The organism is Cupriavidus sp. GW823-FHT07A04, from assembly GCF_058794615.1.
The window spans coordinates 24,181-37,334 of record NZ_JBXAHA010000001.1 but is presented as its reverse complement, the minus strand read 5'-3'; the positions used below and the strand labels follow the sequence as shown (position 1 = coordinate 37,334).

The following is a 13,154-nucleotide window of genomic DNA, read 5'->3' as shown; positions in this document are numbered from 1 at the left end:
GACCGTGCCGGGCAGCTGGAACACCACGATCCACGTGCCAACCACCACCACCGCCGCGGCGGCGACCGCGCCCAGGCGCAGCGGCGCCAGGCGTTCCGGTGCATGCAGGGTGGCATAGGCGGTGCCCAGCAGCACGATCCAGGCAAAGCCGAGCGCGCAGCCCGCCAGCACGTCGGACAGCCAGTGCATGCCAAGGTAGAGCCGCGACAGGCAGATCAGCGTCACCACCACCGCGGTCAGCGCCACCACCGGCATCCGTACCCGCCACGGCTGGCGCAGGCACAGCAGGAAGGCCAGGAAGCCATAGGTCACCATGCTGCTGGTGGCGTGGCCGCTAGGAAACGAGAACGACTCCAGGCCGCCGTAGATGCTGGCCGGCCGGCTGCGCTCAAGGGCAAGCTTGAGCACCATCACGCAGGCGCGCGCGCCAACCAGCGCCCCCACCCAGTAAGCTGCCGCCACCCAGGCACGGCGCCATGCCAGCCAGCCAAAGACCGCCACGCCCACCGCCACGGACACCCGCGCGCCACCCAGCTCAGTCAGCGCCACCATGGCCGTATCCAGCCAGCCCTGCTGCCACGCGCGAAGCTGCGCGAACACCGCCTGGTCCACCTGCACCAGCGGCGCGCCTTCGGCGATGGATTCGCCCAGCCACAGCAACGCGGCTGCGCAAGCCAGCAACAACACACCGCCTGCCGCCAGCAGGAGCAGCTCGACGATATCGCGCTCCAGCATGCCGGCCACGCGCGGCCACGGCTGCGTGTCCCGCGTCCGCAGCGCATCGCGGGCACGCAAGCGCGCGGCATCGAGCCTGCGCACCAGCGGGCGGATCACCAGCAGCAAGCCGCGCACCACACAGAGCAGCAACAACGCGAACAAAGCGAGAAGGCCCACCACGCCCAGCGCGGTTGCCGGCGTGAGCCAGGACGCGCCAGCCGGCTGGACGGCCGCGAGCGCTTGAACGGGAGCAGCCACCATCGGCTCAGCCCCCTGCCGCCATACGCGCGATATTGGCGCGTGCCGGCGCTTCGCAATCGGCAAAGGCTGGCGTGAGGAACAAGTGTGGCCGCTGCGCCATCGCCTGCAGGAACGCGATCCGCCGCTGCATGAATGCCGCGTACAGGGCATCGCCAGACAGGCCAGTGCGATTGGCCAGCAGCGCCTTGTTTTCCTCGAACACAGCGACAGTCCACGCATCGAATTCCGCGTCGGGCGCAGCCAGCCGGGACAGGTCCAGATCCAGCACCGCCTCGGACTCCGGCACCGATGCACGATGCCCGCAGGTATCCATCACGATGCGCGCGGCCAGCGCTGTCACCGCCGCATCGACCCCGCTCACCATGGTCTCGATCAACGCGGCCGACGCCGCTTCGTTGTGCTCGCAGCCCGGCACGTAGACCGCGTCGTGGAACAGCACGGCAAGCGCCTGCGCGGGCGCGAGCGCAATGCCGCGCGCCTGCGCCAGCGCGAACATCTCCAGCACATGGCGGCGATCGTGGTAGTGGCGGTAAGGCGCGTCGTAGCAGGCCAGCACCTGCAACACCGTCGCGCGCGGCAAGAAGTCCAGGCAAGCCAGCGCAGCCGGCCAGTCCGGCGCGAAACGCGCTTGCGTGCCCTGCGGCGTGTCCACGTTTTCACCGAACACATCCAGCGGCCGCACCCACAAGCGGGAGCGGTCCCGCATCGACTCGTACACCACCACCTGCGACAGGTCAGACTCGATCACGCCGAGGCCAACCATGGCATAGGCGCCGCCCTTGTAATGGCGATAGGGCATGCCGTGGAGATAGTCGGAGGACCCATCTGCGCCGGGCAAGGCGTGCGGGGAAGGCGGGCAAGAAGACTGTGTCATGAGCGGCTGTTCAAATCGGAGCAGCGTCATGATAGTGCATTGACCACGCGGGGCCGCTTGCGGGCCCCGCGCGGGCGCGCAGGGTTGACTGCGTGGTTGGCTACGCGTTGGCTACATTACTTGCGATGCGTGCGCTGACGCATCGCGCCAGGTTCAGCCATCTTCGGGTCCTTGAGAGACATCTCCTGCACCTCGCTCTCCTTGCTGTGCCGTTTCTCAAACCGGATGTTCGGGGATGGCCGCTTCGAATTGGAGTGAGCGTTCCGGCTCATGCCTTACCTCCATTCTGGTCGACGTGGCGGTTGCCACTTAACCAATATAGAGGTCTGGCGGCAGGTTGCCATGTCCGGCGCGCTTCGCAGGCGCCACCACCGTCATCGATTACGCCGCTAGCCCCGATCCTGCACCTCGACACCAGTCGGGGTGGGTAGGCGGGCGGGCGCAAGGCCAGGTTGGCGTACCGGCGAAAAGGATCCGGCGAGCCCGAAGGCTCCCTGCCCAGGCCCGCCCAATGAAAGCAGGCAGAGGCATAACGGAAGTAAAAAATCGCCCGATGGCGACTGTCCGCCTTTTCGTTCGGGACGCCAATCCCGATCGCTGTGGTTGCAGCGATGCGCAGAGTATATCGCGTGAGCTGGCAGGCTCGTTGACCTGTGCAACGATGCCTGCTGCCATCGTGCCGACAACGCGCGAAACCGTACCCCCAAAGCAAAAGCCCCACGACTCTGTGAGGAATTGTGGGGCTTTGCGTACTGCTGGCGGAGAGGGTGGGATTCGAACCCACGGTAGGCTCGCACCTACGCCTGATTTCGAGTCAGGTACATTCGACCACTCTGCCACCTCTCCGGTAACTGGGTCGCTTGTCGCGAAGAACAAGATTATAGAGGAAACTACATTTCCACCGCAAGCCCCTCGCGTGAAAATTTACGCCTCGGGCTCCAGGCGCGTCAGGCCGCCCAGATACGGCTGCAATGCGGCCGGCACCGTCAGCGAGCCGTCGGCGTTCTGGTAGTTCTCCAGGATCGCCACCAGCGTGCGGCCAACCGCCAGGCCGGAGCCGTTGAGCGTGTGCAGCAGTTCCGGCTTGCCCTGGCCTGCGCGGAAGCGGGCCTGCATGCGGCGGGCCTGGAAGTCGCCCATGTTCGAGCAGGAGCTGATCTCGCGGTAGGTGCCCTGCGCGGGGATCCACACTTCGAGGTCATAGGTCTTGGTGCTGCCAAAGCCCATGTCGCCGGTGCATAGCACCATGGTGCGGAACGGCAGGTCCAGCTTCTTCAGGATGGCTTCGGCGTGGCCGGTGAGCTGCTCGAGCGCGTCGAACGAATGCTCGGGCTGCACCACCTGGACGAGCTCGACCTTGTCGAACTGATGCTGGCGGATCATGCCGCGCGTGTCGCGGCCGTAGGAGCCGGCTTCCGAGCGGAAGCAAGGCGTGTGGGCAACGAAGCGCAGCGGCAGCTTGTCGCCGGCCACGATGGCGTCGCGCACGATGTTGGTCAGCGGCACTTCGGCCGTGGGGATCAGGTAGAAGTTCTCGGTGCGCTCGCCACCCTCGCTGTTCTCGCCACCAACCTTGCGCGGCACCTTGAACAGGTCTTCCTCGAACTTGGGCAATTGGCCGGTGCCGCGCATCGAGGCGGCATTGACGATGTAAGGCACGTACATCTCGGTGTAACCGTGCTCAAGCGTATGGGTGTCCAGCATCAGCTGCACCAGCGCGCGATGCATGCGTGCGATGCCACCGCGCAGCATGGCGAAGCGCGAGCCCGTGACCTTGCTCGCGGTATCGAAATCCAGCCCGAGGCGCTCGCCCACGTCGACGTGGTCCTTGACCTCGAAGTCAAAGCTGCGCGGCGTGCCGACGCGGCGCACCTCCACATTGCCGGTCTCGTCCCGGCCCACCGGCACGCTTTCGTGCGGCAGGTTGGGGATGGCTTCCATGATCTCGGCGAGCTGGGCCTGGATTTCTTCCAGGCGCGCGGCCGAGGCCTTGAGGGCTTCGCCGATGCCGCCGACTTCAGCCATCACCGCCGAGGCGTCTTCGCCCTTGCCCTTGAGCATGCCGATCTGCTTGGAGAGGCTGTTGCGGCGCGCCTGCAGTTCCTCGGTCTGGGTCTGCAGTTGCTTGCGCTCGGCTTCGAGTGCCTGGAAGGCCGCTACGTCGAGTTGGAATCCGCGCGTGGCAAGGCGTTGCGCCACGGCGTCGATGTCTTTGCGGAACAGCTGGATGTCTAGCATGTTGCGTGTGAGGGCAGGTGCATTGGCCAGCGACATGCTGGCGGATCTGGCATTTTACTGTACTGGCCCGGGCCCACGCCGATCCGCTGGCTGGAGAACAAGCTGGCGGATCGCCCGTTGTTCGCGGGGACGCGCCGCCGGCCAGGGGCGATGCGCGTTATTGCGCTCCGCCGCCCTCGCCGCCGCCTTCGTCCCGGCCCTTGCCTTTGCCCTGCTGCCGCAGCCACTGCGCGTCAAGATCGCGCAGGTGGCGCAGCTTGTCGCCGATCTTGCCTTCCAGCCCGCGCGGCGTGGGCTTGTACCAGCCCGGGCGCTTGAGGTCGTCGGGGAAGTAGTGCTCGCCGGCGGCGTAGGCTTCGGGCTCGTCGTGCGCATAGCGGTAGGCGTGGCCGTAGCCCAGCTCTTTCATCAGCTTTGTCGGCGCGTTGCGCAGGTGCACCGGCACGCCGCGCGACTTGTCCTTGGCCACGAAGGCGCGCGCGGTGTTGTAGGCGTTGTAGCCGGCATTGGACTTGGGGGCCACGGCCAGGTAGATCAGGGCTTGCGCCAGCGCGAGCTCGCCCTCCGGCGAGCCTAGGCGCTCGTAGGTCTCGGCGGCATCCAGCGTGATGCGGGCGGCACGCGGATCGGCCAGGCCGATGTCCTCCCACGCCATGCGCACGATGCGGCGCGCCAGGTAGCGCGGATCGGCACCGCCGTCGATCATGCGGCAGAACCAGTACAACGTGGCATCGGGATCGGAGCCGCGCACGGATTTATGCAGCGCGCTGATCTGATCGTAGAACGCGTCGCCGCCCTTGTCGAAGCGGCGCAGGTTCTCCGACAAGGCGCTGCCGAGCAGCGCGTTGTCGATGACCGGCGCGCCGGCACTGCGCGCGGCGCGCGCCACGATCTCGATATTGTTGAGCAGCTTGCGGCCATCGCCATCGGCCGAGGCCACGATCAGCTGCAGCGCCTCGTCCTCCCACTGCAGGCCGCCCAGCTCTTCGCTGGCGCGCCGCGCCAGCTGCGTCAGCTCGGCGTCGTCCAGGCTCTTGAGCACGTAGACCGCGGCGCGCGACAGCAAGGCGCCGTTGACCTCGAATGACGGGTTCTCGGTGGTGGCGCCGATAAAGGTGAACAGCCCGCTTTCCACGTGCGGCAGGAAGGCATCCTGCTGACTCTTGTTGAAGCGGTGCACCTCGTCCACGAACACCAGCGTGCGCCGTCCGTGGGCACGGTATTGCTCGGCGCGCTCGACCGCCTCGCGGATGTCCTTGACGCCGGACAGCACCGCCGACAGCGCGATGAACTCGGCGTCGAAGGCTGTGGCCATCAGCCTCGCCAGCGTGGTCTTGCCCACGCCGGGCGGGCCCCACAGGATCATGGAGTGCGGCTCGCCGGACGCGAACGCCACCCGCAGCGGCTTGCCAGCGCCAAGCAGGTGTTGCTGGCCGATCACCTCATCGATATTGCGCGGGCGCAGGCGCTCGGCCAGGGGTTGTTGGGAACGATCGGGAGCTTCGGAAAACAGCGTGTCCGCCACGGTATTCAGGCCTTTAAGGTCAGGCGCGCACGGTGCGTGCCCGCTGCGCCTAGGAACCTGACAGTGTAGACCATCGCGCGGGGCCGGCCGCGCAGCCCACCACGGCTAGCGAATCAGCGCGCGGCGCGCTCACTGCGCGTGAAGACATCGAGCACGCCAGCGCGCTCGCTGCCCACGCGCGTGCGCCAGGCCGCCACCGCGCCCGCGCCGGCATCGCGTAGCGCCTGCCGCACCGCCGGGGCGGGATTGTCCTGGATGGTCACGCCGTTGGCCCGCATGCGCGTGGTATTTTCTTCCAGCCGTGTGCCCAGGCGCGCCCACTGCTTTTGCTCGGTCGCCTGCGCGGCTGCGTCTACCGAGGCGCGCAAAGCGGGCGGCAAGGCCGCGTACGCGGCCGCATTGACCGTGGTGAACGACAACGGCATCGCATAGCCGATGGCCGTGAAGTTGGGCAGGTAGTCCCACAGCTTGCGGCCCGCGCCGCCGTCGCCGGAAGACAGCACCGCGTTGACCGAGCCGTCCTTCAGGCGCGGCATCGCGTCGGCAAACGACAGGTTGGTCGGCTGCGCGCCGGCAGCACGCATGACTTCGGTGGACGTCTCGTCATAGGTGCGCACCGAAAGTGCGCGCAGGTCCGTCAGCGTGGCAACCGCGTTGCGCGACCACAAGCCGGTGGGCGGCCAGGGCGTAACGTAGAGCAAGTGTTGCCCCTGTGCCTCGAAGGCGCGCGCGTAGTCGGCGCGGGCCAGTTCGGCCAGGCGCCTGGCCGAATCCACCGAGGTGGCGACGAACGGCAGCGACGACAGCAGGAACAGCGGATCGACCGCACCCAGTGCGCCGCCGAAGGCATCGCCGCCCTCCAGCCGCCCTTCTTTCACCGCCGCCGGCATCTGCGCGGACTTGACGCCCGCGCTGGCGTCAAAGCTGGGCTTGACGTCGATCGCGCCTGCGGTGCGCGCCTTGACCTCGTCGGCGAAGGTAGCCAGCCCTTCACCAGGCATGGCGCTGGCCGGGTATTCGGTGGCCATCCGCCAGGTGGCCGCAGCAGCCGGCTGCGCCCAGGCCAGGTTTGCGCCACAGGCCAGCAAGGCTAGCAGCAGGCCGCGGCGCAGGCATTGGCGGCGCAGCAGTTGGGATGTGCCCTTCGGGGAAGCAAACATGATGAGAGTCCTGGAATCTTGAGGTAATGAAGCCGTGAAGCCGTGAAGCTATGAAGCTGTAAGGCGGTGGCGTCGAACAAGTAAGCAAGTAAGCCGCCAGGGCCCTGGCGGTGCGCTCAGCCGCGCCGGAACGCCACCACGTCGTCCACCTCCACGCGAATGCCGATGTGCTCGCCGAGCGCATGGTCGTGATGCGAAGGCACCAGCGACAACACCTGGCCGCCGCCGGCCAAGCGTAGCGTGTACAGGATCTCGGCACCGCGAAAGGCCTTGTGCAGGATCTTCGCGCGCAGCGGGCCGTCATCGTCGTGCACGATATCGTCGGGGCGGATCAGCACATCGACCTCTGCCGTTGCGGGTGGTACGCCCAACGGCTCGCTGCTATGCAGCGTGCCGAGTTCCAGCACGACCGAGTGCGGGCTGGCAAGCTGCCCCGGCATCAGCACGCCCTGCCCGATGAAGTCCGCGACCACGCGTGTGGCCGGCCGGTGATAGAGGTTGTGCGCGCTGTCCCACTGCTCGATGGCGCCGGCGTGCATCACGCCGATCTCATCTGCCATGGCAAAGGCTTCGTACTGGTCGTGGGTGACCAGAATGGCGGTGGCGCCCTGAGCTTTAAGGATGTCACGCACCTCCAGGCTCAGGCGCTCGCGCAGGTCGATGTCGAGATTGGAGAACGGCTCGTCGAGCAGCAGCAGCTCCGGCTTCGGCGCCAGTGCGCGCGCCAGCGCCACGCGCTGCTGCTGGCCGCCCGAGAGCTCGTGCGGGAACTTGCCGCCGGAACCGGCCAGGCCCACCAGCGTGAGCATTTCCTCGACCCGCGCCGCGCGTTCGCCGCGGCGCACGGCATGCAGCCCGAAGGCGACGTTGTCCGCCACGCTCAGGTGCGGGAACAAGGCGTAATCCTGGAACACCATGCCGATGCGCCGGTGCTCGGGCGCCACGGCAAACCCCGGCGACGACATCACCTGCCCTTGCAGCAGGATGCGGCCTTCGCGCAGCGGCTCGAATCCGGCGATGGCGCGCAGCACCGTGGTCTTGCCGCAGCCGCTGGGGCCGAGCAGGCAGGCGATGCTGCCGCGCGCGAGGGTGAAGGACAGGTCGTTGACAACGCGCTGGCTGCCGAAGCCATGGTGGATGCGATCGACCTCGATCACAACATCGGATCGTGCTGGCATGGATGAATTGGAATGCGGGTGGCCTGGCATGCCGAGCATTATATGGACGCAGGCCCTGTATGTCTGTCACATGCGTATGCGTCGCCCGGCGTATCCGCATTGCTAGAATGCAGGGCTTGCCCCAAGGCCTGCCGACCGCGCCCCGCCGCCGGGCCTCACCCTGTCCCGCACCAATACCGACACCCACGCCGCTGCCGCATGAGCCTGCTTCGCCCTAGCCGTACCCGCCGCCTGCACCCGTTAGCCTTGGTTGCCGCCCTGGCCGCGCTGCTGATCGCGCTGCCGATCGCGCAGGTGGCTGGCAGCCTGCTCGAGCCCAGCGGCGACACCTGGCGGCATCTGGCCGACACAGTCCTGGCCGAGTACGTTGGCAATACGCTGTGGCTGCTGGCCGGCGTCTGCGCCGGCGTGCTGCTGGTGGGCGTGCCCGCCGCGTGGCTTGTCAGCACCTACCGGTTCGCCGGGCGGGCCTGGCTGGAATGGGCGCTGGTGCTGCCGCTGGCGATGCCGGCCTATGTCATCGCCTACGCCTATACCGATGCCCTGCAGTTCGCCGGCCCGGTGCAAAGCTGGCTGCGCGAGCTGACCGGCTGGCGCGCGCGGGAGTACTGGTTCCCGGATATCCGCTCGCTGGGCGGCGCCATCGTGTTGTTCACGCTGGTGCTCTATCCCTACGTCTACCTGACCGCGCGCGCGGCCTTCCTGCAGCAAACCCTGAACACGCTGGAAGCGGCAAGGCTGCTTGGCTATGGCACCTGGGGCAGCGTCTGGCGCGTGATGCTACCGCTGGCGCGCCCCGGCATCGTGGCTGGCACGGCGCTGGCGCTGATGGAGACGCTGGCCGATTTCGGCACGGTGGCCTACTTCGGCATCCCGACGTTTTCCACGGGCATCTACCGCGCGTGGTTCTCGCTGGGCGACAAGAACGCGGCCGCGCAGTTGTCGGCCTGCATGCTGGTATTCGTGATCGGCATCCTGCTGGTCGAGCGCGCCAGCCGGGGCCGTGCCCGCGTGCATGGTGGCCAGCGCCGCGCGCCGGCTTACCGGCTGCATGGCTGGCGCGCCGCGCTGGCGCTGCTGGTATGCGTGGTGCCGGTGCTGCTGGGCTTTGCCATCCCGGCGCTGATGCTGTGCAAGATGGCGCTGGCCGAAGGCGACGCGCAGTTCGGCCCGCGCTTTATCGGCCTGGTGCGCAACAGCTTCCTGCTGGCCAGCGTGACCGCGCTGATCGCGGTGCTGGCCGCGCTGGTGATCGGCTATGCCGGGCGCAGCATGGCCGCGGGCCGGGGCTGGCTGCTGCGCGCGCTGACGCGGGTGTGCGGCATGGGCTATGCCCTGCCCGGCTCGGTGGTGGCGGTCGGCGTGCTGGTGCCGGTGGCGCGGCTGGACGATGCCATGTCGGCATGGCTGCAGCAGCATCTGGGATGGTCGACCGGACTCCTGCTGACCGGCGGCATTGCCGCACTGGTCTATGCCTACCTGGTGCGCTTTCTGGGCGTGGCGCTGCAAACCGTCAACGCCGGCCTGGTCAAGATCACGCCGGGCATGGACGCGGCGGCGCGCAGCCTGGGCCACGGCCCCGGCGCCACGTTGCGGCGCGTGCACCTGCCAATGTTGCGCGGCAGCCTGCTGACCGCAGCGTTGATCGTCTTCGTCGACGTCATGAAAGAGCTGCCCGCCACCTTTGTGATGCGGCCGTTCAACTTCGACACACTGGCCGTGCAGGCCTACAACCTGGCCTCGGACGAGCGCCTGGCCGAAGCCGCCACGGCATCGCTGGTGATCGTGGCGGTGGGCCTGCTGCCGGTGATCCTGCTGTCACGTTCGATACGGCGGGATGCGCGGGAATAGCACACTCGGGTCGCCCGCGGAAACAGGCCGCGAGGTTTCCTAAAGTTCTTCAACTAAAGTTCTTCAACGTATTGCCGATATCTCACTAATCCGAAGCTGTTCCCCGGCTCGCCGCCCCGTTCTCGCGCGTGCCAGGCGGCCTGCCCCCGCCGCTGGCGTGCTTCGCGCCGATCATGACTGTGCCGGTGGCAATCCTTGCCCGGCACTTGTTCGCAGCGTCTTCAGAGAGTGTTATGCAGCTTCGTTACCGCATGCTCGTGTTCAAGCTGAACCGGCTGACCCTGCAAGACCGGATCAGCGCCGTCGAGGAAATCGCCCTGGCGGGCCAACTGGCTGAGCAGCTGGAAAAGCCTGGCATGGTCGAGCGCCTGGTGGCGGACCTGTTCGATCACGAGAATTTCCATGTGAGGCGCATTGCGCTCAACGCGGTAAGGCGCGCGCACGGCTACCGGCAGGCCGATATCTCGCTTGCCCTGCTGCGCAAGCTCGGCGACCCGGAGCCATGGCTGCGCCATGACGCAGCATGGGTGCTCCATGAGGCCGGGCTGGACAGCCCGCACATCCGCGCGGCGCTGCGCCAGCTTGCCGGGCCGGTCATGTTGCCTTACGACTTGAACCGCGCCAAGGCCAATCCTTCGGACGCGCTGCTACACGCCCAGGTACGCGCGCGGCAAGCGCTGGACGTACTGCTGGCGCGCCAGACCGCGGGCAAGGTGGTGGCCAAGCTGCCATACGCGGCTGGCACGCTGGGCCACTCGCACAAAAAGCGGCGCGAGCAGTTGAAGGTGACCTTCGAGAAGCACAGGGAGCGCGGCGCAAAGCTGAAGTTCCGGCGCCTTGAACCTGGCGAAGGCAGCGAGAGCAACGCCGCCAAGGGGCCAGGGCCCAAAGCCAGGCCCGTGCCCAAGCCATAGAAATAGGAAATGGCGGCTCGCGCCGCCATCCCCGTCCCGCCAGCCAGGCCGCGCTGGCGCCTTCTTGCTTTCTTACTTGTAGCCAGCCTTGTCCGCCAGCTTCTGCGCTTGCGGCTGGTGCTTGCCTAGTTCGGCCACGTTGATCTTGTCCGCCTTGAAGCTGCCCAGCGCTTCCAGCGCCGGATTGCTGATCTTCACGCTCTCCACCACCGGCCACTCATTGTTGCCATCGGCAAAATAGCGCTGCGCGTCATCGCTGGCCAGGTACTCCAGGAACGCGCGCGCGGACGCCTTGTTGGGCGCATGCTTGAGCATGCCGCCGCCGGAGATGTTCATGTGCACGCCCTGGCTGGCCTGGTTGGGCCACAGCACGCCGAGCTTCTCCGCCACGGCCTTGTCCTCGGGCTTGGTCGACTTGAGGATGCGCGCGATGTAGTAGGTGTTGGCCACCGCGATATCGCACTCGCCTGCCGCCACGGCCTTGAGCTGGTCGGTATCGCCGCCCTTGGGCGCGCGCGCCAGGTTGGCCACCACGCCGCGCGTCCATTGCTCGGTCTTGGCCTCGCCGTCATGGGCGATCAGGCTGGACATCAGCGACAGGTTGTACACGTGGCCGCTGGAGCGGATGCACAGCTTGCCCTTCCATTTGGGATCGGCGAGATCTTCGTAGGTCTTGATGTCGCCGGGCTTGACCGCGGCCTTGTTGTAGGCAATTACGCGAGCCCGCGCCGAGAAGCCGAACCAGTCGCCGTTCGGGTCGCGGTAGTTGGCGGGAATGCGCGACTCCAGCACGCTCGACTTGAGCGGCGCGAACACGCCCGCCTGCTGGGCCCGCCACAGCCGGCCGATGTCGACGGTGATAAATACATCTGCCGGGCTATTGGCGCCCTCGCTCCTGATGCGCTCCAGCAGCGGGTCTTCCTGGCCCTCGATGCGGTTGATCTTGATGCCGGTCTGCTTGGTGAAGTTGGCGTAGAGCGCTTCGTCGGTCTGGTAGTGGCGTGCGGTGTAGAGGTTCAGCACCTTTTCCTGGGCGGACGCGGCGAGCGGCAGTGCCAGAACAGCGAGCGCGGCGAGCGCTGAGGTGCGCGGCAGCAAGCGGCGGAATACGGTCATGACTCTCCTCTTCGATGATTGTTGTATGCCGTCCAGACGATGCGACGCATGCATCCTGGACAAGACAATCTGGAAACAATAATCATTCCCGTTTCAGCAGTCAAGTTACAACGCTGTCATTTTTCTCGTGGTAAGCCTGGAGAGGTAAAGTGCGGATTGAGACGCTGAAACGCCGACCGGGATAACAGATACCGCCGGGTCTTCGATTGCGCCCGGCGTTATCCGTGCATCACATTCAGGTACTGGCGCGTTCCACCAATGCCTTCATGGCATCGGCAGGCAGCGGCCCATGGCAGGTCCGCTCGCCGCCGGTCTTGCTGACCACCAGCCACACCTTGGCCGGGGCGCCGGCCGGATGCAGCAGCCAGGCTGGCCCATGTCCACTGCCGGTGGGCGGCAGCCCTTCCAGCACGCCGCTGTTGACCGACTGCAGCAGCACGGCGCAATCGTTGGCACTGGCCTGCGTGGCGGAGAGAAAATCCGGATTGGCAAGCACTTCCGGCAGCGCCGTATCGGAGGCGCGCAGGAAGGCATCCACGTCGAACTGCTTGCTAGCGCCGGGGCTGGCGCAGGCGGCCAGCAACGCAGCGGCGGCAATGCCGGCAATGGCACCGCAACGGCGCCAGGCCGGCCGGGTCAGGAATGCGGGGATCATGGCGCGCCTCATTGCTTGAGCACGTCGGCGCCCTTGGGCACCGCAAACCGGAAGGTGTCGGCCGGCAGCACGGGATTCTTCTGCATCGCGCTGAAGGTCAGGAGCGTCGTGTTGCCGAAGGCATCGCGCAACTCCATCGCTTCCAGGTTGCCGCTCTTGAAGCCGATGCCGATGCGCTCGAACTGCGTGTCCTTGGCTCTCGGCGTGAGCTCAAGCCACTCCACGCCGTCGCGCGTGGGGCCGTTCTTCACGACAAAGTTCTTTTCCAAGTCATTGCTGCCGAACAGGATCGCGGCGGGGCTGGACCCCAGGGCGCCATCGAGCTTGCGCTCGGTGACCTGGTTGAGGTCCTTGTCGTAGATGTAGAGCGTCTGGCCGTCGGCCTGCAGCAACTGGTCGTACGGCTTGACGTAGCGCCAGGTGAACTTGCCAGGGCGCGAAAAAGCGAAGGTGCCGCTGGAGGTGCCGGCCACCTTGAGGCTATCGCCCTGCCCCTTGACCTGGCGCTGGGTAAATTCGCCCTTGGCGCTCTTCACGCCCGCCACGAAGGCCTGGAGCTGGTCGGTGCCGGCCGCCATGGCCGCCGTCGCTGTCAGCGACAGCATGGCCGCCGCGGCGCATGCCGACGCGAGAATGCGGATTCGCATGGTGTTGTCCTTGCTGGG

The 13,154-nt window shown here is 67.0% G+C and carries 10 protein-coding genes, 1 tRNA gene and 1 pseudogene; 2 read left to right on the top strand and 10 right to left on the bottom strand.

Translation table 11 applies throughout. The features are described from left to right. Positions 1 to 138 precede the first annotated feature (138 nt). The 7 genes and pseudogenes from AC1Q7Q_RS00150 to AC1Q7Q_RS00120 all read right to left on the bottom strand — a co-directional run. Positions 139 to 552 (bottom strand): annotated as a pseudogene (locus tag AC1Q7Q_RS00150) (phosphatase PAP2 family protein); the annotation flags it as partial. A 430-nt stretch (positions 553 to 982) separates the two neighbouring features. Further along, positions 983 to 1,852 (bottom strand): DUF1653 domain-containing protein, encoded by an 870-nt coding sequence (locus AC1Q7Q_RS00145; protein ID WP_492376701.1) that lies wholly within the window; start codon positions 1,850 to 1,852, stop codon positions 983 to 985. 756 nt (positions 1,853 to 2,608) lie between these two features. Further along, positions 2,609 to 2,698 (bottom strand) — tRNA-Ser (locus tag AC1Q7Q_RS00140). A 78-nt stretch (positions 2,699 to 2,776) separates the two neighbouring features. After that, entirely contained in the window at positions 2,777 to 4,090 is a 1,314-nt protein-coding gene (serS, locus tag AC1Q7Q_RS00135; RefSeq protein WP_492376496.1) for a serine--tRNA ligase, read from the bottom strand. Between the two features lie 157 nt (positions 4,091 to 4,247). Then, positions 4,248 to 5,615, bottom strand: coding sequence for a replication-associated recombination protein A (locus AC1Q7Q_RS00130; protein ID WP_174423246.1), 1,368 nt, complete (start codon positions 5,613 to 5,615; stop codon positions 4,248 to 4,250). Between the two features lie 113 nt (positions 5,616 to 5,728). After that, a complete protein-coding gene (locus AC1Q7Q_RS00125; RefSeq protein WP_492376497.1) occupies positions 5,729 to 6,775 on the bottom strand; it encodes a TRAP transporter substrate-binding protein in 1,047 nt (348 codons plus the stop codon). Positions 6,776 to 6,891: 116 nt separating this feature from the next. After that, the gene (locus tag AC1Q7Q_RS00120; RefSeq protein WP_492387115.1) at positions 6,892 to 7,953 is read right to left on the bottom strand and encodes an ABC transporter ATP-binding protein; all 1,062 of its coding nucleotides are present in this window, start codon (positions 7,951 to 7,953) and stop codon (positions 6,892 to 6,894) included. Positions 7,954 to 8,151: 198 nt separating this feature from the next. Between AC1Q7Q_RS00120 and AC1Q7Q_RS00115 the strand changes: the two genes are divergently transcribed. Continuing rightward, a complete protein-coding gene (locus AC1Q7Q_RS00115) occupies positions 8,152 to 9,804 on the top strand; it encodes an ABC transporter permease (protein ID WP_492376499.1) in 1,653 nt (550 codons plus the stop codon). Positions 9,805 to 10,037: 233 nt separating this feature from the next. Beyond that, positions 10,038 to 10,718, top strand: coding sequence for a hypothetical protein (locus tag AC1Q7Q_RS00110; RefSeq protein WP_492376500.1), 681 nt, complete (start codon positions 10,038 to 10,040; stop codon positions 10,716 to 10,718). A gap of 72 nt (positions 10,719 to 10,790) precedes the next feature. Here AC1Q7Q_RS00110 and AC1Q7Q_RS00105 read toward each other — a convergent pair whose 3' ends face one another. The 3 genes from AC1Q7Q_RS00105 to lolA form a co-directional block, all read right to left on the bottom strand. Continuing rightward, positions 10,791 to 11,834 (bottom strand): Fe(3+) ABC transporter substrate-binding protein, encoded by a 1,044-nt coding sequence (locus AC1Q7Q_RS00105; RefSeq protein WP_492376501.1) that lies wholly within the window; start codon positions 11,832 to 11,834, stop codon positions 10,791 to 10,793. A 235-nt stretch (positions 11,835 to 12,069) separates the two neighbouring features. Next, positions 12,070 to 12,489, bottom strand: coding sequence for a hypothetical protein (locus AC1Q7Q_RS00100; protein WP_492376502.1), 420 nt, complete (start codon positions 12,487 to 12,489; stop codon positions 12,070 to 12,072). An 8-nt stretch (positions 12,490 to 12,497) separates the two neighbouring features. Beyond that, positions 12,498 to 13,136, bottom strand: a complete 639-nt coding sequence (gene lolA, locus AC1Q7Q_RS00095) for an outer membrane lipoprotein chaperone LolA (RefSeq protein WP_043351351.1) — start codon at positions 13,134 to 13,136, stop codon at positions 12,498 to 12,500. Between the last annotated feature and the right edge of the window lie 18 nt (positions 13,137 to 13,154).

Coding starts and splice junctions, on each gene's coding strand:
- AC1Q7Q_RS00125 (WP_492376497.1), bottom strand. CDS start 6,775: ATGTTTGCTTCCCCGAAGGGCACATCCCAACTGCTGCGCCGCCAATGC.
- AC1Q7Q_RS00105 (WP_492376501.1), bottom strand. CDS start 11,834: ATGACCGTATTCCGCCGCTTGCTGCCGCGCACCTCAGCGCTCGCCGCG.
- AC1Q7Q_RS00115 (WP_492376499.1), top strand. CDS start 8,152: ATGAGCCTGCTTCGCCCTAGCCGTACCCGCCGCCTGCACCCGTTAGCC.
- AC1Q7Q_RS00145 (WP_492376701.1), bottom strand. CDS start 1,852: ATGACACAGTCTTCTTGCCCGCCTTCCCCGCACGCCTTGCCCGGCGCA.
- AC1Q7Q_RS00120 (WP_492387115.1), bottom strand. CDS start 7,953: ATGCCAGCACGATCCGATGTTGTGATCGAGGTCGATCGCATCCACCAT.
- lolA (WP_043351351.1), bottom strand. CDS start 13,136: ATGCGAATCCGCATTCTCGCGTCGGCATGCGCCGCGGCGGCCATGCTG.
- AC1Q7Q_RS00100 (WP_492376502.1), bottom strand. CDS start 12,489: ATGATCCCCGCATTCCTGACCCGGCCGGCCTGGCGCCGTTGCGGTGCC.
- AC1Q7Q_RS00110 (WP_492376500.1), top strand. CDS start 10,038: ATGCAGCTTCGTTACCGCATGCTCGTGTTCAAGCTGAACCGGCTGACC.
- serS (WP_492376496.1), bottom strand. CDS start 4,090: ATGCTAGACATCCAGCTGTTCCGCAAAGACATCGACGCCGTGGCGCAA.